The 21,540-nt window shown below is 68.6% G+C and carries 21 protein-coding genes; 11 read left to right on the forward strand and 10 right to left on the reverse strand.

Going from position 1 to position 21,540, the window contains the following annotated elements; all coding sequences use genetic code 11:
- Positions 1-36: 36 nt before the first annotated feature.
- Together H7290_RS15190 and H7290_RS15195 are read right to left on the reverse strand one after the other, a co-directional pair.
- Positions 37-282, reverse strand: coding sequence for a DUF3107 domain-containing protein (locus tag H7290_RS15190; protein ID WP_290514861.1), 246 nt, complete (start codon positions 280-282; stop codon positions 37-39).
- Positions 279-926 carry a TetR/AcrR family transcriptional regulator gene (locus H7290_RS15195; protein ID WP_290514862.1) on the reverse strand — a complete coding sequence of 216 codons (648 nt, stop codon included), beginning with the start codon at positions 924-926 and terminating at the stop codon, positions 279-281. Before H7290_RS15195 ends, H7290_RS15190 begins: the two co-directional genes overlap by 4 nt.
- Before the next feature lie 144 nt (positions 927-1,070).
- Here H7290_RS15195 and moeZ point away from each other — a divergent pair, with 144 nt between their 5' ends.
- The 5 genes from moeZ to nudC all read left to right on the forward strand — a co-directional run bounded on the left by moeZ (position 1,071) and on the right by nudC (position 9,934).
- Complete coding sequence (gene moeZ, locus H7290_RS15200; RefSeq protein WP_290514863.1) at positions 1,071-2,243, forward strand: adenylyltransferase/sulfurtransferase MoeZ; 1,173 nt, start codon at positions 1,071-1,073, stop codon at positions 2,241-2,243.
- Between the two features lie 78 nt (positions 2,244-2,321).
- Positions 2,322-2,621 (forward strand): MGMT family protein, encoded by a 300-nt coding sequence (locus H7290_RS15205; protein WP_290514864.1) that lies wholly within the window; start codon positions 2,322-2,324, stop codon positions 2,619-2,621.
- A 29-nt stretch (positions 2,622-2,650) separates the two neighbouring features.
- Complete coding sequence (locus H7290_RS15210) at positions 2,651-5,881, forward strand: ATP-dependent DNA helicase (RefSeq protein WP_290514865.1); 3,231 nt, start codon at positions 2,651-2,653, stop codon at positions 5,879-5,881.
- 5 nt (positions 5,882-5,886) lie between these two features.
- Positions 5,887-9,063: an ATP-dependent DNA helicase gene (locus H7290_RS15215; RefSeq protein WP_290514866.1), complete on the forward strand. Its 3,177-nt coding sequence runs from the start codon at positions 5,887-5,889 to the stop codon at positions 9,061-9,063.
- A gap of 4 nt (positions 9,064-9,067) precedes the next feature.
- Complete coding sequence (gene nudC, locus H7290_RS15220; protein WP_290514867.1) at positions 9,068-9,934, forward strand: NAD(+) diphosphatase; 867 nt, start codon at positions 9,068-9,070, stop codon at positions 9,932-9,934.
- A gap of 30 nt (positions 9,935-9,964) precedes the next feature.
- Here the strand turns inward: nudC and H7290_RS15225 are convergent, their stop codons facing one another.
- Positions 9,965-10,798 (reverse strand): class I SAM-dependent methyltransferase, encoded by an 834-nt coding sequence (locus H7290_RS15225; RefSeq protein ID WP_290514868.1) that lies wholly within the window; start codon positions 10,796-10,798, stop codon positions 9,965-9,967.
- A 24-nt stretch (positions 10,799-10,822) separates the two neighbouring features.
- Entirely contained in the window at positions 10,823-11,065 is a 243-nt protein-coding gene (locus H7290_RS15230) for a mycoredoxin (RefSeq protein WP_290514869.1), read from the reverse strand.
- 90 nt (positions 11,066-11,155) lie between these two features.
- Here H7290_RS15230 and H7290_RS15235 point away from each other — a divergent pair, with 90 nt between their 5' ends.
- Positions 11,156-13,198, forward strand: coding sequence for an ATP-dependent DNA helicase UvrD2 (locus H7290_RS15235; protein ID WP_290514870.1), 2,043 nt, complete (start codon positions 11,156-11,158; stop codon positions 13,196-13,198).
- Here the strand turns inward: H7290_RS15235 and H7290_RS15240 are convergent.
- From H7290_RS15240 to H7290_RS15255, 4 genes are all read right to left on the reverse strand, one after another.
- On the reverse strand, positions 13,195-13,806 hold the full coding sequence (locus tag H7290_RS15240; RefSeq protein WP_290514871.1) for an AAA family ATPase: 612 nt from the start codon (positions 13,804-13,806) through the stop codon (positions 13,195-13,197). The genes H7290_RS15235 and H7290_RS15240 overlap by 4 nt on opposite strands.
- A gap of 14 nt (positions 13,807-13,820) precedes the next feature.
- Positions 13,821-15,179 (reverse strand): AarF/ABC1/UbiB kinase family protein, encoded by a 1,359-nt coding sequence (locus H7290_RS15245; RefSeq protein WP_290514872.1) that lies wholly within the window; start codon positions 15,177-15,179, stop codon positions 13,821-13,823.
- A 26-nt stretch (positions 15,180-15,205) separates the two neighbouring features.
- On the reverse strand, positions 15,206-16,093 hold the full coding sequence (locus tag H7290_RS15250; protein WP_290514873.1) for a hypothetical protein: 888 nt from the start codon (positions 16,091-16,093) through the stop codon (positions 15,206-15,208).
- A 214-nt stretch (positions 16,094-16,307) separates the two neighbouring features.
- Complete coding sequence (locus tag H7290_RS15255; RefSeq protein ID WP_162891075.1) at positions 16,308-16,466, reverse strand: DUF5679 domain-containing protein; 159 nt, start codon at positions 16,464-16,466, stop codon at positions 16,308-16,310.
- 312 nt (positions 16,467-16,778) lie between these two features.
- Between H7290_RS15255 and H7290_RS15260 the strand changes: the two genes are divergently transcribed.
- The gene (locus H7290_RS15260) at positions 16,779-17,270 is read left to right on the forward strand and encodes a M48 family metallopeptidase (protein ID WP_290514874.1); all 492 of its coding nucleotides are present in this window, start codon (positions 16,779-16,781) and stop codon (positions 17,268-17,270) included.
- On the opposite strand, the gene H7290_RS15265 is transcribed toward H7290_RS15260, so the two are convergent.
- Together H7290_RS15265 and H7290_RS15270 are read right to left on the reverse strand one after the other, a co-directional pair.
- Positions 17,200-17,784 carry an NUDIX domain-containing protein gene (locus tag H7290_RS15265; RefSeq protein WP_290514875.1) on the reverse strand — a complete coding sequence of 195 codons (585 nt, stop codon included), beginning with the start codon at positions 17,782-17,784 and terminating at the stop codon, positions 17,200-17,202. The two genes, H7290_RS15260 and H7290_RS15265, sit on opposite strands and share 71 nt — an antisense overlap.
- Positions 17,781-19,094: a zinc-dependent metalloprotease gene (locus H7290_RS15270; protein WP_290514876.1), complete on the reverse strand. Its 1,314-nt coding sequence runs from the start codon at positions 19,092-19,094 to the stop codon at positions 17,781-17,783. The genes H7290_RS15265 and H7290_RS15270 overlap by 4 nt, the downstream gene beginning before the upstream one ends.
- Positions 19,095-19,157: 63 nt before the next feature.
- Here H7290_RS15270 and H7290_RS15275 point away from each other — a divergent pair, with 63 nt between their 5' ends.
- The 4 genes from H7290_RS15275 to H7290_RS15290 all read left to right on the forward strand — a co-directional run.
- Entirely contained in the window at positions 19,158-19,601 is a 444-nt protein-coding gene (locus H7290_RS15275) for a molybdenum cofactor biosynthesis protein MoaE (protein ID WP_290514877.1), read from the forward strand.
- A gap of 27 nt (positions 19,602-19,628) precedes the next feature.
- Complete coding sequence (locus tag H7290_RS15280) at positions 19,629-20,699, forward strand: PDZ domain-containing protein (RefSeq protein WP_290514878.1); 1,071 nt, start codon at positions 19,629-19,631, stop codon at positions 20,697-20,699.
- Positions 20,699-21,199 (forward strand): PPA1309 family protein, encoded by a 501-nt coding sequence (locus H7290_RS15285; protein WP_290514879.1) that lies wholly within the window; start codon positions 20,699-20,701, stop codon positions 21,197-21,199. Before H7290_RS15280 ends, H7290_RS15285 begins: the two co-directional genes overlap by 1 nt.
- Before the next feature lie 29 nt (positions 21,200-21,228).
- On the forward strand, positions 21,229-21,540 hold a 312-nt coding region (locus H7290_RS15290; protein WP_290514880.1), incomplete at its 3' end, for a UPF0182 family protein.

The following is a 21,540-nucleotide window of genomic DNA, read 5'->3' on the forward strand; positions in this document are numbered from 1 at the left end:
CCCCGTGGGCGGTGGATCGCCGCCGCAGGGTTGGGGTTACTTCGCGGCAGCAGCGTTGAGACCGAAGCCGACCTTGCGCTCGGAGTCGGACGTGAAGTCGAGGTAGGCGACCCTCGCAGCCGGCACCGCGACGGTGCGTCCCTTGTCATCGGTGAGGATGAACACCGAGTCGTCCTTGAGGGCCTTGCTCAGGGCGTCGAGCACAGCCTGAGGCTCGGCCTCGGTTGCCACTGACAGCTCACGGGCGGCGTACTGCACGCCAATCTTGACCTCCACGGTCACTCATCTCCTTGAATGTTGTCGTCATCTTTGTCTCGGGGAAAACCGCCGATGCCTCGCCACGCGAGGCCGGCGACGAGCTGGACAGCTTCGCTGCGGGTGAGGGTCGAGTCCTGCGACAGCCAGTTGCGGGCGCCGACATGACCCATGCCGACAAGGCTCACGGCCAGGAGGTGCGACGAGGCACTGGGCAGGCCGGTGTCCTCATGGATGACCTCGGCGATGGCGGCGGCCGACTCCTCGATGACGCGGTCGATCTGCTCGCGAACCGACGGGTCGCTGGTGAGGTCAGACTCGAAGACCAACCGGAACGCCGCGCCCTGGTCGGCGACATAGTCGTACCACAGCTCCATCGTGGCCCGGACGCGCTTGCGGTTGTCGTTGGTGCTGGCCAGCGCCGTCTTGACCCCGGCGATGACGGTGTCGCAGGACGTCTCGAGCAACGCGAGGTAGAGGTCGAGCTTGCCGGGGAAGTGCTGGTAGAGCACTGGCTTGGAGACTCCGGCCCGCTCGGCGATCTCGTCCATCGAGGCGGAGTGGTAGCCCTGCTCGACGAAGACCTCGAGCGCGACGTCGAGAAGCTGGGCTCGACGCGCGGTCCGCGGCAGGCGGCTCGTACGCGGTCGTAGCGGGATGGCTTCAGTCACACCCTGAATCCTAGTAGGTCGTGCCCGACATGCGGACGGGCGGCGCGGCGACGGCCCCCAGCGGGAACAATGGGAGCCGGGCGCGTTGTTATGCCACCGTCCCCGTTCGGACTGCAGACAAAGAACCGCACCAAAGGAGAACCCGTGGTCGCCCCACTCGTGGAACCCGCCGCAGAACTCACGATCGACGAGGTGCGCCGCTACAGCCGCCACCTCATCATCCCCGACATCGGCATGTCAGGTCAGAAGCGCCTCAAGAATGCCAAGGTGCTCGTGATCGGAGCCGGCGGTCTGGGCAGCCCAGCGCTGCTCTACCTGGCGGCAGCAGGAGTCGGCACGCTCGGCATCATCGACGACGACGTGGCCGATGAGCCCAACTTGCTGCGCCAGGACATCCACGGGCAGTACGACATCGACAAGCCCAAGGCTGAGTCGGCCGCCGCGTCGGTCGCCGAGATCAACCCGCACGTCAGGACGATCGTCCACAACGTGCGCCTCGACACCGACAACGTCCTCGAGATCTTCGCCGACTACGACCTGATCGTCGACGGCACCGACAACTTCGCGACGCGCTACCTCGTCAACGACGCGGCAGTCCTGCTCGGCAAGCCCTACGTGTGGGGTTCGATCTACCGGTTCGAGGGCCAGGTGTCGGTGTTCTGGGCGCAGGAAGGGCCGCAGTACCGCGACCTCTACCCCGAGCCGCCGCCGGCCGGGATGGTCCCGTCGTGCGCCGAGGGCGGTGTTCTCGGTGTGCTCTGCGCATCGATCGGCTCGATCATGGTGACCGAGGCCATCAAGCTCATCACCGGCATCGGTGACCCGTTGATCGGCCGACTGATGGTCTACGACGCACTCGAGATGCGCTACTCGACCCTCAACATCCGTCGCGACCCCACCGGTGAGCCGATCACGGCGCTGATGGACGACTACGAGGCGTTCTGTGGCGCGATCAGCGAGGATGCGGCCGATGCGGCAGCCGGCTCGACGATCTCAGTCGCGACGCTCGATGGCTGGCTCAAGGAGCGTGCTGACGGTGGACGCGACTTCGTCCTGGTCGACGTCCGGGAGCCCAACGAGTACGAGATCAACAAGATCCCCGGATCGATCCTGATTCCCAAGGGCGAGTTCCTCAACGGCAAGGCGCTCGGGCAGCTGCCCGACGACCAGCAGATCGTGTTGCACTGCAAGTCGGGCGTCCGCTCGGCGGAGGCGCTCGCGGTGCTCAAGGGTGCGGGCTACAAGGACTCGGTGCACGTCGGCGGTGGCGTGGTGGCCTGGGTCAACCAGATCGACCCCAGCCAGCCCACCTACTGACGAGAACCCAGCTCACCCCCACGTCTGTCACGGCGCGGGGGCGAGGTGGGGGAGCAGGGCTGGACGAAGGAGCGACGCGTGGACGACGTCTTCGCCGAACAGGTGCTCTCCCTGGTGGAGCGCATCCCACCGGGGAAAGTGCTGTCCTACGGCGTCATCGCTGAGTTCCTCGGCGCTGGTGGGCCACGACAGGTGGGTCGCGTCATGGCGCTCGAGGGAGGCGGTGTGCCGTGGTGGCGCGTCGTGCGGGCGGACGGAAGCCTGACGGCTGCGCACGGCGTCGGAGCGCAGGAGCACTACGTCGACGAGGGCACACCGATGCGCTCGCGCGGCTCCGCCGTCGACATGCCGGCGGCTCTGTGGGACTTCAGCGCCTGACTGTCACCCCTCTCTGGTGGGATGGGGTCATGCCCGTCGAGTACCTCCTGGAAAAGCCAAGCGCCGAACCCCTCGTCGCTCCCGTGCTCGACCCCAGCCAGCAGGCCGTCGTCGATCACGCTTCAGGCCCCCTGCTCGTCCTCGCGGGCCCCGGCACCGGCAAGACCACGACGCTCGTCGAAGTGGTCGTCGGTCGCATCGACAACCACGGCTACCGGCCCGAGGAGGTTCTCGTCCTCACGTTCAGCCGCAAGGCCGCCGACGAGATCCGCTCGCGCATCGCACGCCGGCTGACGCGCGCCAGCGCGGTCTCGTCCGCCATGACCTTCCACTCCTTCTGCTACGGGCTGGTGCGCGAGTTCGCCGACCCCGAGTCCTATGCCCGGCCGGTGCAGCTGCTGAGCGCGCCCGAGCAGGACGCCACGATCGCCGAGCTCGTCAAGGGCACCGGCGTCGACGAGTGGCCGGCGGCACTGCACGCCGGCCTCCGTACGCGCGGTTTTGCCCGTGAGCTGCAGCAGATCATGGCCACGGCGCGCTCCCTCGGCATGGACGCCGTCGACCTCGACGCCGTGGCGCGACGGGCCGCCCGCCCCGACTGGCTCGCGGCAGCGCGGTTCTTCGACCAGTACATCGGCGCCAGCGCCCTCGCCAACACCATTGACTATGCCGATCTGGTGTTCCAGGCGCTCGGCATCGCCTCAGACCCTGAGCATGGCGACGTCCTGCGAGGGCGTTACCGCCTCGTCGTCGTCGATGAGTACCAGGACACCGACCCGCTCCAGGTGCAGCTGCTGGCGGCGATCGCCGGCAACGGTCGCGACCTCATCGTGGTTGGCGACCCCGACCAGTCCATCTACGCCTTCCGTGGTGCCGATGTCTCGGGCATCCTCGACTTCCCGCGCCGGTTCGCGACCCCGGCCGGGCCTGCGCCGACGTTGGCGCTGGGGTCGACCCGCCGGTTCGGCAAGAACATCCTCGAAGCGACGAGGTCCATCATCGACCGCATCGGCGTCGTCGGCAGTCTCGACCGTGTCGCCTTCGAGGCGTTCCGTCACGTCGCGTCCGAGTCCGACATCGACGGCGAGGTGGTGGTCGAGACCTACGCGACGGCGGCCGCCGAGGCCGAGCACATCGCCTTGCGTCTGCGAGAAGCGCACCTCACTGGCGACCCCGTCACGGGCGACAAGGTGCCGTGGAACCAGATGGCGGTGCTCGTGCGGTCCAGCGCCGCCCTCGCCAGGCTTCAGCGCACGCTGTCGGCCTCCGGCGTGCCGGTCGAGGTCGCCGGCGACGAGGTCCCGCTCGCTGCAGAGCCAGCCGTGCGCACCCTGCTGTCAGCGCTGTGGGTCGCCGAGCGAGTCAGCCAGGGCACCCCCATCGACGTCGAGCAGTCCATCGCGGTGCTGTCCGGCCCACTCGGACGCCTCGACGCCCCGGCACTTCGGCGGCTCGGACGCGCGCTGCGGCGCGCCGACGCCGATCGTGAGGGAGGCCCCAAGCCTTCCGCCGAGCTCATCGCCACTGCGCTGACCGCGCCCATCGAGCTGCCCGCTCCCGAGGGTCACGACCCCGCGACCGCCGAGGCCATCAGGCGCACGGCCGACGTGGCGGCCCTCCTCGCCCGCGCGGCAGTGCAGATCGTCGGGCGCGAAGCGCCCGAACAGGTGCTCTGGACACTCTGGACGGGCACCGACTGGCCCTCCCGCCTGCGAGCGGAGTGGGAGTCAGGTGGTGAGAGCGCTCCGGGCGCCGACCACGACCTCGATGCGCTGTGCGCCCTCTTCCAACGGGCGGCGCGCACCGAGGAACAGCAGGGTCATCGCACGATCGCCAGCTTCGTCGCCGATCTGGAGTCACAACAGATCCCCGGTGACACCCTGGCCGACACCGGCGTGCGTGGCGAGGCCGTGCGGCTCATGACAGCTCACCGGTCCAAGGGCCTCGAGTGGCGCATCGTGGTGGTCGCCGGGGTGCAGGATGGTGCGTGGCCCGACGTCCGCTACCGCGGATCGTTGCTGCAGTCCGACCGTCTCGGTCCGGACGGCGTTCGTCCGCCAGCCTCGCCGGCGAGCCTGGCCGCCGAGGAACGTCGCCTCTTCTACGTCGCCTGCACCAGGGCGACCCATCAGCTTGTCGTCACCGCCGTCGAGAGCGGGTCGGAGAGCGGCGACCAGCCGTCGAGGTTCGTCATCGAGCTGGCACGCCATGCCACCGTCCCGAACGTCAGGCGGCGCACACGTCCACCTCGGCCCATGTCATTGCGAGGCACGGTGGCCGAGCTGCGCTCGTTGGCCGAGTCGACCACCAGCCCGCGCGTGCGCCTGCAGGCATCGCGCATGCTGGCAGCACTCGCCGCCCGCGATCTCTGGGGCACCAGGGGCGCCGACCCCGGCACGTGGTGGGGGGTCGCCGAGCTGTCCGAGGCTGAGCAGCCGATCACCGACCCCGACGCGCCGGTGCGCCTCTCCGGCAGCAGGGTGAGCTCCATCGTCAGCTGCCCGCTCAGCTGGTTCCTGTCTCATGAGGCCAACGGGCCCTCGGGCACCACCTCGGCGCAAGGCTTCGGCTCGATCGTGCACGCACTGGCCGCCGACGTCGTCCGTCGCGACGCCGACGCCGACCCTGTGGCCATGGGAGCCCGCCTCGACGAGGTGTGGCGGCGGCTGGAGTTCCCGGCCCGATGGGTGGGTGAACGCGAGCGGGTCGAGGCCCACCGGGCTCTCGAGCGCTTCGCGCGCTGGCACGCCACCCACGGTCGTCAGACGCTTGCCGCAGAGCACTCGTTCGTCACCGAGCTCGAGATCGACGGCGTCAAGACCATCCTCCGCGGGTCGATGGACCGCGTCGAGCTCGACGTCGACGGCCTCGTGCACGTGGTCGACCTCAAGACCAGCAAGACCGTGCCCTCCTTCGCGGGCATTGCCGAGCACGCCCAGCTCGGCTTCTACCAGGTGGCGGTCGACCAGGGCGCCACCGCCGACCTTGCACCCGGCGCCCTGTCGGGCGGCGCCGAGCTGGTCCAGCTACGCAAACCGGCCGGTGCGCGCAATCCTGACGACCCCAAGGTCCAGTCCCAGGCCCCACCCGACGGGGTCGAGCCGTTCTTCGCCCTCGAGCAGATCAGGCAGTCGGTCACGGTCATCCGCGGTGAGCAGTTCCCGGCCACTCCGAGCCCGACCGCCTGCGGCTACTGCGAGTTCGCCCAGGCGTGCCCGGCCAGGCCCGCCGGTGCGGCCGTCGTCGGTGGTGGGCAGTGAGCCACGTGCCGCTCATTCCTGACGTCGAGCGCCTCTGCGAAGTGCTGAAGGTGCCGTTCAGCGACGATCAGCTCGCTGCAATCACCGCACCGATGACCGCCCCGCAGTCGATCATCGCCGGAGCCGGATCGGGCAAGACCACCGTCATGGCCGCCCGGGTGGTGTGGCTGGCCGGCCACGAGAAGGTCGACCCAGCCACGGTCCTCGGCCTGACCTTCACCAACAAGGCGGCGGCAGAGCTCGGCGTCAAGGTGCGCGACTCGCTCGCACTGGTGGGCGACTGGTCGGAGCAGGGCGAGCCCACCGTCTCGACGTACCACGCGTTCGCCGGCTCGCTGATCGCCGAGCACGGTCTGCGCATCGGCATCGAGCCCGACCTGCGCATCCTGTCCGATGCCACCCGGTTCCAGCTGCTCGCCCGCACAATCTCCGTCTACGACCTTCCCCTCGTCGAGGTGAGCACCCATGTGCCGACGCTCGTCAAGGACGTCATGGCGCTCGACGGCCAGCTGTCCGAGCACCTCATCACCACGGAGGCCCTCCGCGAGTTCGACCTCGCCCACATCGTCGAGCTCGAGAGCGGCCCCACGCTTCGCAAGATGCACGTCGACGCCATCGCGACGGCCCGCAAGCGCACCGAGCTCAGCCATCTCGTCGACCGCTACCGCCAGGCCAAGGTCGAGGCGGGGGTCATGGACTTCTCCGACCAGATGGCGTGGGGTGCCAGCATCGCCATGGTGCCCGGGGTCGGGGCGGCACTGCGCGAACGATTCAAGGTGGTCCTTCTCGACGAGTACCAAGACACCTCTGTCGCCCAGCGCGACCTGCTGGCCAACCTCTTCTCGGGCCCCGATCCGGAGTCAGGACGCGGGCACAGCGTCACGGCGGTCGGCGACCCGGCGCAGGGCATCTACGGGTGGCGAGGTGCTGCCGCCAGCAACCTCGCCGACTTCCTGCACGACTTCCCGCCCGCCGTCGGCCCGCCCGGCGAGCCGCACTCGCTCGACGTCAGCCGGCGGTGCGGAGCTGACATCATCGACATCGCCAACGAGGTCGCCTCGCCCTACTACGCGACATCGACGGTCGTCCGTCCACTCCGTGCGGCCGCGGAAAATGGCCCCGGCCACGTCGACGCTGCCCTCCACCTCACCGTCGGCGACGAGATCGACGCGATCGTGCACGGAGTGCTCGAGGTTCATGCTGCTGGCACACCATGGAAGGAGATCGCGATCCTCGTGCGCATCGGTGCCGAGAACGGGGCCATCGTCACGGCGCTGCGCGACATGGAGGTGCCGGTCGAGGTCGTCGGCCTCAACGGGCTCCTCGAACAGCCCGAGGTGCGCGACCTGCTGGCGCTGCTCGAGGTCGTTGAGGACGTCACGGCCAACCCGTCCCTGCTGAGGCTCCTGACCGGTCCGCGCTGGCGCATCGGTCCGCGCGACCTCGCCCTCCTCGGGCGACGCGCCTCCACCCTCAGCGGCGGGCATCACGACACGGGCACCGAGGTCACCCTCGAAGGCGAGCTCGAGCGAGCCGTGGCGGGCACCGATCCCACCGAGATCGTGTCGCTCGCCGACGCCCTCGACGATCTCGGATCTCTGCCCTACTCCGCCGACGCGCGGCACCGGTTCGGCGAGCTCGCGGGCATCCTGGCGTCGGTGCGGCGCCACGTGGGCGAGCCGCTGCACACTCTCGCCCGACGCGCCATGACGACCCTCGACCTCGACCTCGAGCTGCAGTCCGGCTCGTCGCCGAGCGGTATGGACAATCTCGGGTTGCTCTTCGAGGCCATCGCAGGCTACGCCGAGAATGACCGCTTCGCTTCCCTGTCGGGGCTGCTGGCCTACCTCGGTGCCGAGGAGCAGTACAACAAGGGCATGGAGGTCTCGGCGCCGTCGGAGGCAGACTCGGTCAAGCTGCTCACGGCGCACAAGTCCAAGGGGTTGGAGTGGGACGAGGTGTTCGTCCCGTTCCTTGCCAAGGGCATCTTCCCCGACGCGAAGGGCAGATCACGCTGGGTGTCGGTGGCGTCAGCGTTACCGGTGTCACTGCGCGGCGACCGCGAAGGGCTGGCAGACATCGACGACTGGACGTCCGCAGGCCTTGCGGCCTACAAGCAGGCCACCGCCGACGAGGCGCTCATGGAAGAGCGTCGCCTTGCCTATGTGGCCTTCACCCGAGCCCGGCACGGCCTCCACGTCAGCGGCCATCGCTGGGGCCGTACCCAGAAGAAGCCCCGCGAGGAGTCGGAGTTCCTCCTGACGGTCACCTCGTGGCTCGCCGTCCGTGATCGGCTGCCCCTCGTCTGGGCCCCCGAGCCGCTCGACGACACCAATCCCTACGCGGCACTCCTCGACGTGGTGCCGTGGCCGGCGCCCCTCACAGGTCTCGACCGCCGCCGGGAGGTCGCGGCACTAGTGCGTGCCCTGCGTTTCGGCGCAGACCCGGCCACGCCGCCGCCGGCCGACACGGAGGCGGCACAGGCCGACGAGCAGGCCGGACTCGACCGTCTCGGTGCCATCTCCACCGAGATCGACGACCTGCTCCTGGAGGCTGCTGTGGCTGCCGTGAACACGCGCGTCGTCCGGCTGCCCGGCACGCTGTCGGCCACCAACGCCATGGCTCTGGCCAACGACCGGGACGCGTTCATACGAGAGCTCGCCCGACCTGTGCCGCGCCGGCCCTCGACAGCCGCGCGCTTCGGCACCAGGTTCCACGCCTGGGTCGAGGAGCACTTCGGTCAGCGTGGCTTGTTCGATCCCACCGACCTGCCCGGTTCCGGCGACCGCGACGTCGTTGGCATCGAGTCCGACCCAGAGCTCGAGGCCCTCAAGCAGAGCTTCGTCGACGGGCCCTACGGCGGCAGCTCACCGTTTGCGGTCGAAGCGCCTTTCTCGATAGTCCTCGGTGGGCAGCAGGTCATCGGACGCATCGATGCGGTCTATCGCACGACCTCCGCCGACGGGCGTCACACGTTCGAGGTCGTCGACTGGAAGACCAACCAGCAGGCCAACGCTGACCCGCTGCAGCTGGCGATCTACCGACTGGCCTGGGCAGAGCTCAACGACCTCGACCCGGCACAGGTCACCGGCGCGTTCTACTACGTTCGACTCGGCGACGTGAAGCGGTTCGGCCAGCTGCCCGGCCGAGCCGAGCTTGAGCGGCGACTCGGACTAGCCTGACGTGGTGGACTACGCCTTCGATCACGCCCAGCACGACCGAGCTGCGCACCTCCGCAAGGACGACGCCTGGCGTGCCGCCGACGTTGACACCCGGGTGCTTGTCATCGGTGGGGAGCACGTGGCGACCGTCGGCGGTCAGGGTCTGCGCTGGGTCACGATGTCCGAAGCCCCTGAAGGCGACTGGATCTTCCTCGGCATCAAGCACGACGTGCGATATGCCGCGGTGGTGGTGCAGACCGTGGCTCCGGAGCTCGAGCCCGTCAGCCTGCGGGTCCTCGGCCCGTCGATCACGCCCGACGAGGCGTCCCTCGCGGTGCATGCCGTCGGCATCGCGCGCTGGCACCAGATCCACCGGCACTGCGCGAGGTGCGGATCCGTCACCAACATCGTCGAGGCCGGCCACCAGCGCCTCTGCCCGGTCTGCGGGGCGCACCACTTCCCCCGTACGGACCCGGCCGTCATCATGCTCATCACCGACGACCAGGACCGCGCCGTGCTGGGCCGACAGCCGAGCTGGCCCGAGGGTCGTTTCTCCACCCTCGCCGGTTTCGTCGAGCCGGGCGAGACCCTTGACGACGCGGTGCGCCGTGAGGTCATGGAGGAGGTCGGCCTGCAGGTGGGCGAGGTGGAGTACGCCGGAAGCCAACCCTGGCCGTTCCCGTCGAGCCTGATGCTCGGGTTCTTCGGCAAAGCGTTGACCTCCGACATCACCGTCGACCAGGACGAGATCGCGGAGGCCCACTGGTTCACGCGCGAGGAGGTCACGGAGATGACGGCGTCGAGCGAGCTCCTGCTGCCGCCCAACGTCTCCATCTCGCGGTGGTTGCTGCAGCAGTGGCATGGCGGGACGATCCACGGCACCTGGGCCTAGCTCATCGGCTTGGCTCAGCAGTCTGGCTCATCACCTGCCGGCGATGAGGGCTTCGACGACACGCACGCCGGGGAACCCCGGCGGTCGGTGCAGCGCAACGGTGTCGAACCCGGCGGTCTGTAGGGCCTGGGTGGCCTCGACAGCATCGGCGAAGTGCAGATGGATGCGACCACGCACGAACGGTGCAACCAAGGCCATCGCGAGCCGTTCGACTGCACCGTCGTTCTCGCTCGCGAGGTGCAGGTCGGAGAGGTAGACCCCACCGGCGTCGAACGTGCCGATCGCCTCCGCGATGCGTGCCCAGAGCCCCTCGACGTCCGCGCGTGACAAATAGTTGAGGAGGCCCTCGGTGATGATGGCGACACCTTTGGTGGCATCGAGATCGCTCACGACAGAGGCCAGGGACTGCGGGCCGACCTCACTGAGGGCGTCGATGTCGACGACCCGGTGGTGCGGCCCGAGGGCATCCATCGACGCGAGTGCCGACCGCTTGCGACGGGCCATGCCTGGAAGGTCGGCCTCGATGTACGTGATCCGGTCGCCGTGCATCCGTGCGTAACGCAACCCACGCGGCGACATGCCCGCCGCGATCTCCACGACCTGCGACACCCGGCCCGTCTCGATGGCGGAGGTGAGATGCGCGTCGATCAGCCGGTGACGGGCGAGCAGGACGTCCTCGAGGGAGCCGGGTCCGAGGGCCCTTCCGGCCGCCATCAACGGGCGGAGCGCATGGAACATGACATGGCCTGCCGGCGTCGCCAGCTCGGGCGGACCGAACGCGTGACGCGCCCAGACATAGCCGGTGTAGTGCGCCGTTGGGCTGATGCTGTGCGATCCGGACCGGAGCACGGTGGGGAGGTTCATGCGCGACGTACCCTTGCCGAGCGCCTACGAGGCGAGCTGCGCCTTGACCTGCGCGACTGACGGGTTGGTCAACGCAGTGCCGTCGGCGAAGACCAGGGTCGGGACAGTCTGGCTGCCACCATTGGCCTTCTCGACGATCAGCGCGGCCTCGGGCTGCGCCTCGATGTCGACCTCCTCGAAGTCGATGCCCTCGCGCTTGAGCTGACCTTTGAGGCGGTGGCAGTAGCCACACCAAGGGGTGGAGTACATCGTGAACGTGCCGGACATGGAGTGTCTCCTTCGACGACTAGTCTTGATCATCTCAACATCACGCTTGATCCGCTCATTCCACCACCCCCTTTCCTTCGAGGAGCGCGTGTGCCCGACGCCGACGACCTGCTGACCGGACTCGACCCCGAGCAGCGTGAGGTCGCGCAGGCTCTGCGCGGGCCGGTCAGCGTCGTCGCGGGAGCAGGCACCGGCAAGACGCGCGCCATCACGCACCGCATGGCCTACGGCGTGGCCACCGGGGTCTACAAGCCCACCGAGGTGCTGGCCGTGACGTTCACGACCCGGGCGGCCGGCGAGATGCGCACCCGGCTGCGCCAGCTGGGGGCCGAGGGGGTCCAGGCCCGCACCTTCCACTCGGCCGCTCTCCGGCAGGCACGCTACTTCTGGCCGCAGGTCTACGGTGGCGAGTTCCCCGAGGTCACAGCGTCGAAGTTCGGCCTCGTCGCCGAGGCGGCCCGTCGGCTCGGCCTCCGCACCGACACGCCCCTGCTGCGCGACCTCTCGTCCGAGATCGAGTGGGCCAAAGTCTCCAACATCCGTCCGTCCCAGTACGCCGCGGCAGCCGGTCCCGCGCGTCGCGAGGTGACCGATCTCGACCACTCGACCGTGGCCACGCTCATGACGGCCTACGAAGACGTCAAGCGCGACCGCGGCCGCATCGACATGGAGGACATCCTCCTGGTCACCGCTGCGATCCTCGCCGACGACGAGCGGGTGGCTGCCCAGGTGCGCCAGCAGTACCGCTGGTTCGTCGTCGATGAGTTCCAGGATGTCAACCCGCTGCAGTCGACCCTGCTCGAGCTGTGGCTGGGCGGCCGCAACGACATCTGCGTCGTGGGCGACCCCCGCCAGACCATCTACTCGTTCGCCGGAGCCTCGCCCGAGATCCTCACGTCGTTCGCACGCCGCCACGAGGGTGCCGAGCGCTACGAGCTGGTGCGCAACTACCGCTCCACCCCGCAGATCGTCGCCGCGGCCAACGCGGTCTTCAGCAAGGTCGGGCCCACCGACGGTGTCCGCCTGCAGTCGCAGCAGGAGCCCGGCGACCCGGTCAGCTACACGGGTTACCCCGACGAGCAGGCCGAGGCCAACGCCGTGGCCAGCGAGATCGCACTGCTTCGCCGGCGAGGCGTCTCCTACAAGGAGATGGCCATCCTGTTCCGCATCAACGCCCAGTCCGAAGCCTTCGAGGAGGCGCTCGGAGAGCACGGAATTCCCTACGTCCTGCGTGGGGTAGAGGGGTTCTTCCGCCGAGCCGAGGTGCGCCAGGCCGTCGCGTTGCTGCGCGGCGCCGCCCGCGGTGGCGAGGGTGGAGGTGAGCTTGTCGCCGAGGTGCGCTCGATCTTCGCCAGCATGGCGCACAGCGACACCCCGCCGACCGGGGCCGGAGCAGTCCGCGATCGTTGGGAGTCGTTGCACGCCATCGTGTCGATGGCCGCCGACCTCGTGCTCGAGAACCCGGCGGCCGATCTCACAGCGCTGGTGGCCGATCTCGACCGGCGCTCCGACCAGGCCCATGCACCCGCCGCCGACGGCGTCACGCTCGCGACGCTGCACTCCGCGAAGGGTCTGGAGTGGGACGCGGTCTTCTGCATCGGCATGCACGAGGGCATGATGCCCAGCGTCCACGCCGACACTCCGAAGGCCGTCGAGGAGGAGCTGCGCCTGTTCTACGTCGGTATCACCCGTGCGCGCCACGACCTGATGATCTCGTGGGCCGTCACCCGCAACCGCGGGGGCCGCGGCCATCGCAGGCCCACCAGGTTCCTCGACTCCCTGCTCCCCGCGGGCCATGAAGCGCGTGAGACCGCCGGGCAGCCACGCCAACGCAAGGTCGCCAAGTGCCGGGTCTGCCACACCGTCCTCGCCGTCGTCGACCGCAAGCGAGGCAGGTGCGAAGACTGTCCCGCCACCTACGACGAAGAGCTCTACGAGACTCTCCGCGCTTGGCGCACAGAGCAGGCCACCGAGCAGGGCAAGCCCGCCTACGTCATCTTCACCGACGCCACCCTGCAGTCGATCGCTGAGGTCAAGCCGTCCGACTCCGACGCGCTTGCGCGGGTGCCTGGCATCGGCCCGGCCAAGATGGAGAAGTACGCCGACTCGGTGCTGGCGATAGTCCGGGCCTAGACCGTAGGGCGAGGCCGCACCGTCACGACTGACGTCTGTCGGTCGTGCTCCACCTGCGGAGCACCGTCGACAATCAGGTCGGCTCGATCGCGCGTTCCGTCGCGGGCAAAGAATTCGTTCTCCATGTCCATCCACTGCAAACAGAGGTCCCGGTGTGACTCGCCGTCGCGTGCGATGCTGCGCTCGAGGCGTCGCTCGGTGGGGGCCTGGACCCAGATGCGGTGAGCCAGCCGTTCGGTCGCCGCGGCCCGGGTGCAGGTGACGCCCTCGAGCAGGACGACCGGTGCCCACGGCGTCGTCCGTGCCCCGCGCACCGACGAGCCGAGGTCGTCACCGGCCCAGTCGCGCACCCCGTGCCGGGCGGCCAGCCCTCGTGAGAGCGGCCGCAGCACCTCGTCCTCCCAGCGCGGCCACCAGGTCTCGAGGTCGCCCCACGACACGAAGTCGTCGACCTTGATGATGGGCGCCCCGCCGATCGCCGCCAAGCGTCGGGCCAGCGTGCTCTTGCCCGACCCACCGGCCCCGTCGATGCCGACGAGTCGTACACCGTCGACGGGCGGGCGTGAGCAGATCTCCGTCCAGAGCGTCGCGAGGGGCACGATGTCCACGCGTGGCGCAGGCCTCAGTGTTCGAGCTGGTCGGCGAACCCCGGCAGCGACTCCTGCAGGATCTCGCGGAACGGGGCCGTGGCGCCGAGCTGGCTCAGCACGCCGATGCCCCCGATCCACACGCGGTGGATCAGCATGTACTGGGGCGGGAGGTTGATCTTCATCGCGGTGCCCATGCCCTCGGCGGTCGGGGCACTGACGCGCAACGTCTGTTCACGCATCCACTCGCGGCTGAACGTGAATCGCTCGACCCGTGCCGGCTCGACGAAAGGGCCGATGTAGCGCTCGATGGTGTTGGGGTCGAGATCGGTACCCCGCTTGAGGAAGCCTTCCTCGCGGAGTCCGTCGCGCACGCTTTCGAAATCGCCATCGACCGCATGACGGAGAAGCCGTCCCATCGAGGCGGGCAGGCCTTCGGGAAGCCGCGCGACTGCGCCGAAGTCGACGACACCGAGGCGCCCGTCGGGCATGATGCGGAAGTTGCCGGGGTGCGGGTCGGCGTGCAGCATGCCCGCCCGCGTCGGACCAGCGAACAGAAATCGGACGTACGCCTCGCCGTAGCGGTCGCGCTCCTCCTGCGTGCCGTCGGTGATGATCTGCGCGAGAGAGTGGTCGCTCTCCAGCCACGTCGAGACCAACGCGTGCTCGGTATGGGCAAGGGGATGAGGGACGACGATCTCCGGGTCACCGTCGAACTCGGTGGCGAAGACGCTCTGCGCACCGGCCTCCAGCGAGTAGTCGAGCTCCTCAGCAACCCGGTCCTGCAGCTCGCGGACGAGCGGCTTGACGTCAAGGCCGGGTGCGACGACGCCGAACAGCCTTGCCAGCCTGGCGATCTGCTTGAGGTCGGACGTCAATGCCTTCGCGGCTCCGGGGTACTGAAGTTTGACTGCCACCTCGGTTCCGTCGACCCACGTGGCGCGATGAACCTGGCCGATGGACGCTGCGGCGGCGGGCTTGTCATCGAAGGTGGTGAACTTCTGGCGCCAGTCGTGACCGAACTCCTCGGCCAGCACCCGGTGGACAGTGCCGGCAGGCATGGGCGGCGCAGAGTCCTGCAGCCTGACGAGGGTTTCGCGGTAGGGGGCGATGAACTCCTCGGGCAGGGCCGCCTCGAAGATGCTCATGGCCTGGCCGAACTTCATGGCGCCACCCTTGAGCTGCCCGAGCACGCTGAAGATCTGGTCTGCCGTGCGCTTCTGCACCTCGCTCATGACGGCGTTGGCGGGTGCGCCAACCATCCGCTTGCCGAGCCCGAGGGTCGTACGTCCGGCAAATCCGACCGGCAACGATGCCAACCGCGCCGTGCGCAGGAAGGCGCTGCCGTTGAGCGGTCGGGCCTTGGCGGGCGGCTTTTCAGGGGTGTCGGACACCCCTTCAGGATAGTCCGGATCCTCGATCAAGCCGCGTTGAGCAGATCGCACGTGCACCGGTGATGGAAAGCGATCGGCCATGAGGCGCGGTCGTCGGGCCCCGGACCCACCGCGAGACAGCGGCCCAGCGTGCGCGGCGCCAGACCATCGACGTGGGCCAGCACCTCGACCGCCAGCTCGAGGGCCGCGGCGTGGGCCGTGGTGGCGCTGATGGCCGGGGGAGTCATGGTGAGGGTGTGTCGGGCGAGCTGGCTGAGTATCGCGGGCCAGGCTCGGTCCCAGTCAGTCCGGTGCAGGTCGTGGCACGTGATGCAGGGTGTGCGGCCGGGGCGTACGAAGGGCCCCAGGCGCACGCGGTCCTCGTCGATGACGAGCGGCAAGTGGTCGACACCGTGGAGGATCGGACGCTCGAACACGGTGCGTGCGGGCTCACCGCAGGAGGCGATGACCAACAGCTGCGGGTCTGTCGAGTCGAGGTCGACGACACCCGCCATGGTGAGGATCGATTGTGCGGCCTCGACGATGGGCCGGCTGGCAGCGTCATGATGGATGGCCACTCTGAACGTCGCGCGAGGAAGCAGCAGCGCGGGGTCGTTGCCGCCGACATCGGTGTGTCGTGCCTCCGGCTCGACGCCGCGACGACCGGGGGCGCTCCACCGTGACGCGTCGAACACTGCCCCGACCGACCGCAGCTCGTTCATCAGGAGCGCCACATCGACGGTCAGCTCAGGGATGCTCTCGCGGGCCATCGCGGCGAGCCTGGCCACGTCGCGCGCACCGTCGGCAAGCCGTAGAAGCGGCAGCAACCCAGGCTGATCGCTGACAACGATGCCGGGGGAGGTGCCGACCTGCAGATGAGTGATGTCTCGGCGCAGCAAAGGGGCGCCTGGTCGGATCGCTGGCCGGAAGGACATGGCGACAGCGTGGCGTGCCCGCCGTCGACGCGCCCGGCTCCGTCCACAGGCAACAGAGTTCTTCGGCCGCAGTGCCCCACCCGCCTGCCGATCGGACGACGGGGTGTTGACTCGGCGGGAGGAAATGATCTGACCACGAACTGCGGAGGACCCGACAGTGTCGGATCCTCCGCAAAATTCGGGGAAGTGCGAGGCGCAAACCCCGCCGTTGGACCTAGGCCTTGCCCAGGATCCGGTTCAACTTGGTGCCGCAGACCGGGCAGATGCCTTTGGCCATGCGGGTGCCCTTGTCACTGACGTGGACCTCTCCGGACGTCTCGCGCTTTTCCTTGCACTTGACGCAGTAGAACTCGCCACTCCATGTTTCCGACATTGCGGCCTCCTTGCCGATGTGGTTCTAATCACGGTCAGCGTACGCGGGGAGAGGCTGTTTCACGCTCCGAAGGCCCCAATTGCCCCCGGCGAGTCGCGACGTGGACGCATCAACTTATTCACCTCTTGTCCACGCTTGTGGATAACAATGGGGAAAAGTTGTGGGGAACGCCGAGCGAGCGTGTGGACGGGCGGTGGACAACACGACCGTTCTCCTTCGGAGTTCCTGCTGGCCGGTGCCGTCACCAGCGGTGATGCACGGTCCACCTTGTGGACGGGCGCTTGCGTCAGCGGCGAGAGATACCGTTCTGCCATGGGTGATGTCGAGATCCGCCGCAGCAGGAAGCGCACGCGTACGGTGCGCGCCTATCGCGAGGGCGACAAGACCATCGTGCTGATGCCGGCTCACCTCAGTCGGCCGGAGGAGGAGCGGCACGTCCGCAGTCTCATCGAGCGGCTGGAACGGCGCGAGAAGCGGGTCCGGCCGAGTGACGACGAGCTGCTCGATCGTGCGGCGGCCCTGTCGCGCGAGTGGTTGGAGGGTCGAGCGGTGCCGGCGTCGGTGCGCTGGGTGTCCAACCAGAACTCACGATGGGGGTCGTGCACCAGCGCCGAGGGCAGCATTCGGCTGTCCGACCGGCTCAAGGGCATGCCCGAGTGGGTTGTCGACTACGTGCTGCTGCACGAGCTGGCGCATCTGATCGAGGCCAATCACAGCTCGCGATTCTGGGCCCTCATCGAGGCGTTCCCGCAGACGGAGCGGGCCAAGGGTTTCCTTGAAGGCGTGTCCTGGCAGCGGCGATGAGAGCACGCACCGAGTGGTCGGTGCTGTCCGGAAGGTTGTCGTGGTCGAACCAGGCCAGGTCGTCAGACTCCGCGCTGATCACCGGCTGAGCGTCGACGGTGGCCACCGCAACGTATTGCACGTCGAGATGGTGCGACGGCCTGATCGGCCCGCACGCCGGCACCTCGTGACGTGACAAGAGCGCGGGGACCGGATCGATGTGGAGGCCGTCGATGCCGCTCTCCTCGACGGCTTCCCGCAGGGCAGCGCCGACCAGCGAGGTGTCGCCGGGTTCGCAGTGTCCGCCGGTTTGAAGCCATCGCTTCATGACGTGGTGCAACGTCAGCAGGACCTGCCCGTGGTCGGCAGAGAAGATGATGGCGCTGGCGGTGAGATGGTCGGGGTTGCACGTGCGGCTCATCGCGTCTGGGTGCTGCTCGAGGTGCTGCAGGTACAGGACTCGCAGGCGCGCCTGTTGCTGGTCGGGTGCGTGCCACTGTGCGAGCGCGTCGATCGCGTCGTCGCGCAGAATCACTCGGCGGGTCCGACCTTGCCGGTGCCGGTGCCGTCGTCGCCATTACCGTCGCCGTCGAGCAGCTCGCCGATGGCCGCATCGAACTCATCGTCGCTGGGCGTGCGGTTCTCGCCTTGCGCGAAGCCGAGCGGATCGTCGAGGTCGGCCGCCGACGGCATGAGGTCGGGGTGGCTCCACGCCGCGTCACGCGCCTTCGCACCCTGGCGGTCGCGCAGTGCTGCCCAGAGCGTCGTGGCCTCGCGGAGCTTGCGCGGGCGGAGCTCGAGTCCCACCAGTGACGCGAAGGTCTGCTCGGCCGGACCGCCTGCCGCGCGCCGGCGACGCATGGCCTCGGCCAGAGGCGCGGCCGCGGGCATGCGGTCTTTGGTGGCCTCGGACACGACCTCATCGACCCAGCCCTCAACAAGGGCCAGCAGGGTCTCGAGCCGGTTGAGCGCCTTCTGCTGCTCGGGCGTGCGCTCGGGCTCGAACAAACCACCCGTGAGCGCTTCCTGGATCTCTTCGGGACGTGACGGGTCGAGTCCCTGCAGCTGCGACTGGATAGCCGAGACGTCGATGCGGGTGCCTCGGCCGAAATCCTCGATGGCGCCGACGAGAGCGGGACGCAGCCATGGGGAGTGCTGGAAGAGCCGGTGGTGAGCGCACTCGCGAAGCGCGACGTAGAGGAGTACGTCGGAGGCCGGGTGCTCAAGACCTTCGCCGAATGCCTCGACTCCTGCCGGCAGAATTGCGGCGATGCGTTCGGTGCCCAGTGGCAGGCCGATGTCGGTGGAGGAGATGACCTCGCTGGCCAGCCCGCCCAACGCCTGACCGACCTGCTGACCGAACATCGCACCGCCGGCTTGCGAGAGCATGCCCATCAACGGCCCGGCCACGGCCTTGGCCTCCTCGGGGAGGGCGTCTGCCATGGCACTGACGACGTGCTCTGCGATCGGCTCGACGAGCGTCTGCCAGGTGCCGGCAGTGGCTTCGATCCACTCTGCCTTGCTCCAGGCCGCGGCGGTGGTGGCCCCCGCAGGGATGGAGGTGACGCCGTCGAGCCAGGTCTCTGCGAGGCGAACGGCGTCGTCGACGGCGCCCTTCTGGGCGGAGTTGGGCGACGGGTCGGGGCCTGCCGCGGCGAGCGTCTGGCGAGCGACGTCCTTGGCCAGCTCGAAGTTGACGCTGCCCTCGTGCGGGGCGAACATCTGCTGCATCTGTCCCATGATCTGGTTCATGTCGAACTGACCGCTGGAGAACGCCCCGAAGATCTGCTCCATCGGAGTGCCCGCGAACGGGTTCTTCGGCTCTTCGTTCTCATCCTCGGTCATGCGCCCACGATACCGGTGACAGCCCAAGCATTCGGGGCTTCTGCGCCTAGGCTGGTCTGCATCATGACTTCCGTTCGCCTCCTCGACATCCGAGACACACCCCTGAGCCTCGACGAGGTCTACGCCGAGGTGACCGATCCGGCCGCTGGCGGTATCTGCCTTTTCGTCGGCACGGTGCGCGAAGAGGACGAGGGGAAGCCCGTGTCGTCGCTCGGCTACTCGTCGCACCCCACCGCCGTCGCGCGCCTGCGGGAGGTGGCCGAACGCATTGCGGCCGAGTGCGAGGTGGTGGCCCTCGCGGGCGTCCATCGGGTCGGCGACCTCGTCGTCGGAGACCTCGCGGTCGTCGTGGCGGCGTCGGCGGCGCATCGCGCGCAGGCCTTTGAGGCATGCCGACGACTGATCGACGAGCTCAAGACCGATGTGCCGGTGTGGAAGCACCAGACGTTCTCCTCCGGCGACGCCGAGTGGGTCGGGTCCGAGGGCGGGCCGGGCGGGCGGGCGTAGGTTGCCGGCACTGACTACTCTTTGCGTGTGTCCGACCCGTCAACGCTGAGCCGTCGTTACTCGACCATGGTCGTTGCGGCGCTGGCACTCATTGCGCTGACGTGCGTCGCGTTCCTCGTGCCGGTGCCTTACGTCACGATGCGTCCCGGCCCGGCGTTCAACACGCTCGGCGACTTCGACGGCAAGCCGATGTTCACCTTCGGCAAGGACGTCAAGACCTACCCGACGTCGGGGTCGCTGGACTTCACGACGGTGTCCGTCACGCGGGCCGACTCCCACGTGCCGCTGGCCGATGCGATCTCTGGCTTCTTCAACAGCGACGTCGCTGTCGTGCCGAAGTCGCTGATCTACCCTGACGATCAGTCGGCCACGCAGTCGACGGCTGAGTCTGCTGCTCAGCTCACCGGTTCCAAGGATTCGTCGCGCGTCGCCGCGCTGCGTGCGGCCGGCTACAAGGTCACCGGGACGACGACGATCGGCGGGGTCGTCAAGGGTGGTGCCGCCGCCGGCAAGCTTCGTGCGGCTGACCTCGTGACGGCGGTCGACGGCACGAAGGTCTTGACCCCTGCAGACACCATCAAGGCCGTCGGTGCCCACAAGCCCGGCGACACCGTGCGCCTGACGATCCGGCGCAAGGGCGTCACGCAGGACATCCCGCTGGTCACACGCCCCGACGCAAAGGATCCCTCCCTGCCGCGGGTCGGCGTCACGCTCGGCACCACCTACCGCTACCCCTTCAAGATCGACAACAACGTCGGCCGCGAGATCGGTGGTCCGAGTGCGGGCACGATGTTCGCCCTGGCGATCTACGACAAGCTCACGCCCGGTGAGCTCACCGGCGGTCGCAAGGTCGCGGGTACGGGAGAAATGGCAGACGACGGCACGGTCGGCCCCATCGGAGGCATCCGGCAGAAGATGGCCGGTGCCTCGAAGGCCGGCGCCAAGATCTTCCTCGTCCCGGCTACCAACTGTTCCGAGGCCACCGACGGTGACGACGATGGCCTCATGCTGGTCAAGATCTCCACGCTCAAGGACGCGATCTCCTCGCTGGAAAAGCTGGCCAAGGACGCCAAGGCAACGGTGCCCTCATGCAGCTGATGCCTGACTCTCCTCTGCGGCGGGTTGCGCTCGAGGTCGAGGCGCACGTCACCGCTGAGGGCTGGGACCAGAAGCCGCGCCTGTTCGCGCTCGTCACCACCGCAGATCTCATCGCCCACGAGCCCGATCTCGCCAAACAGCTCGACCCGCAGCCGGGCGGCATCACGCCCGTCGAGCAGGAGCTTCCCGACGATCGTGAGCTGGAGGACCTCTTGACCGACATCGTCTGGCCCGAGTCGGTCACGGGTTGCGCAGTCGTCGTCGAGCGCATCATGCTCCCACCCGAGGCGGAGGAGTCCCTTCCGGACGACCCCGACGAGCTGTTCGCCGTCGCCGCGGCGCACCCCGACCGACGAGAAGTACGTCTCGTTGCGGCAGTTACCCGTGACGGTGCCGCACACAGCGCCGTTCGCGTCCGTACGCCAGAGGACGCAGAGCTGCTTGAAGGTCCCGATCTGGTCCCCGGGCTGATCGAGCACCTTCGCCGGACTCTGGCATAGAGTCTAATCACCGCCTAACCAGGAGCCACGTGAGCGACATTTTTGGAACACCCCGACCCCGGCAGCCCAGCAAGGGCTCCGACAGTCGCAAGCGCGTGCTCGTCCCAACGTTGGTCACCCTCGCGGTTCTCCTCTTCCTTGGCTCGATCTTCACCAGCGTCTGGACTGACCGGCTCTGGTTCAAGTCCGTCGGCTACGGCGACGTCTTCCGCAGCGTGCTCCTGGCGAGGGTCGCCCTGTTCTTCATCCTCGGGCTGATCTTCGGTCTCTTCGTGGTGGCCAACCTCTACGTCGCCTACCGCTCGCGCCCCGAGACGGTGCCGATGCGACGCGACGACCCC

Origin of the sequence: Aeromicrobium sp., from assembly GCF_014378035.1 — a bacterium.
GTDB lineage: Bacteria > Actinomycetota > Actinomycetes > Propionibacteriales > Nocardioidaceae > Aeromicrobium.

Bases quoted from the DNA above. Each gene is read 5' to 3' on its own strand.
- H7290_RS15225 (WP_290514868.1), bottom strand. From the start codon at position 10,798: ATGAACCTCCCCACCGTGCTCCGGTCCGGATCGCACAGCATCAGCCCA.
- H7290_RS15270 (WP_290514876.1), bottom strand. From the start codon at position 19,094: ATGACCGAGGATGAGAACGAAGAGCCGAAGAACCCGTTCGCGGGCACT.
- H7290_RS15210 (WP_290514865.1), top strand. From the start codon at position 2,651: ATGCCCGTCGAGTACCTCCTGGAAAAGCCAAGCGCCGAACCCCTCGTC.
- H7290_RS15230 (WP_290514869.1), bottom strand. From the start codon at position 11,065: ATGTCCGGCACGTTCACGATGTACTCCACCCCTTGGTGTGGCTACTGC.
- H7290_RS15260 (WP_290514874.1), top strand. From the start codon at position 16,779: ATGGGTGATGTCGAGATCCGCCGCAGCAGGAAGCGCACGCGTACGGTG.
- H7290_RS15250 (WP_290514873.1), bottom strand. From the start codon at position 16,093: ATGTCCTTCCGGCCAGCGATCCGACCAGGCGCCCCTTTGCTGCGCCGA.
- H7290_RS15255 (WP_162891075.1), bottom strand. From the start codon at position 16,466: ATGTCGGAAACATGGAGTGGCGAGTTCTACTGCGTCAAGTGCAAGGAA.
- H7290_RS15285 (WP_290514879.1), top strand. From the start codon at position 20,699: ATGCCTGACTCTCCTCTGCGGCGGGTTGCGCTCGAGGTCGAGGCGCAC.
- H7290_RS15275 (WP_290514877.1), top strand. From the start codon at position 19,158: ATGACTTCCGTTCGCCTCCTCGACATCCGAGACACACCCCTGAGCCTC.